Consider the following 543-nt stretch of genomic DNA (forward strand, 5'->3'; position numbering starts at 1 on the left):
TCAACATCTAGAAGAAACCCGCTAAGGAAGGAGACAATATGGTTCGTGTAATTAATCGTGATGGTAAGTGTGTAGACTTTGATCCAATGCGTATTATTCAGGCAGTCTTGAAAGCTCAGACAGCCGTTGATCGTAGTTCTTACAACAACGCATTTAAAATTGCGTCTACCATTATGGAAAAATATAAAGGTTCTGAGACCGTTGAGATTCGTGATATTCAACGTGATGTAGAATCTATGCTGTTGGCAAGTGATACAGAAGTAGCACGAGCCTATATTGAATATCGTACAACCCGTGATCGTGTTCGTGAAGAGAAGTCTCCTCTCTCCCGTGCGATTCGTGGTTTAGTGGAGCAGACTGATGCCTCAGTTCTTAACGTGTACGCGAACAAGGACTCCAAAGTGTTCCCCGTTCAACGCGACTTGCTGGCTGGTATTATTAGTAAGCATTTTGCTCGGAGTTCTTTCCTTCCCGCCGACGTGGTACAAGCTCACGATTCTGGTGATCTTCATTATCACGATCTTGACTATGCCCCGTTCCTCC

General features: G+C 44.4%; 1 protein-coding gene. It reads left to right on the top strand.

Going from position 1 to position 543, the window contains the following annotated elements; all coding sequences use genetic code 11:
- Positions 1–38 precede the first annotated feature (38 nt).
- Positions 39–543 (top strand): anaerobic ribonucleoside-triphosphate reductase (gene nrdD / locus N1032_RS27365; RefSeq protein WP_259543858.1); only part of this gene is annotated, 505 nt, incomplete at its 3' end.

This window comes from Herbiconiux daphne (assembly GCF_024979295.1).
Taxonomy (GTDB): Bacteria; Actinomycetota; Actinomycetes; order Actinomycetales; family Microbacteriaceae; genus Herbiconiux; species Herbiconiux daphnes.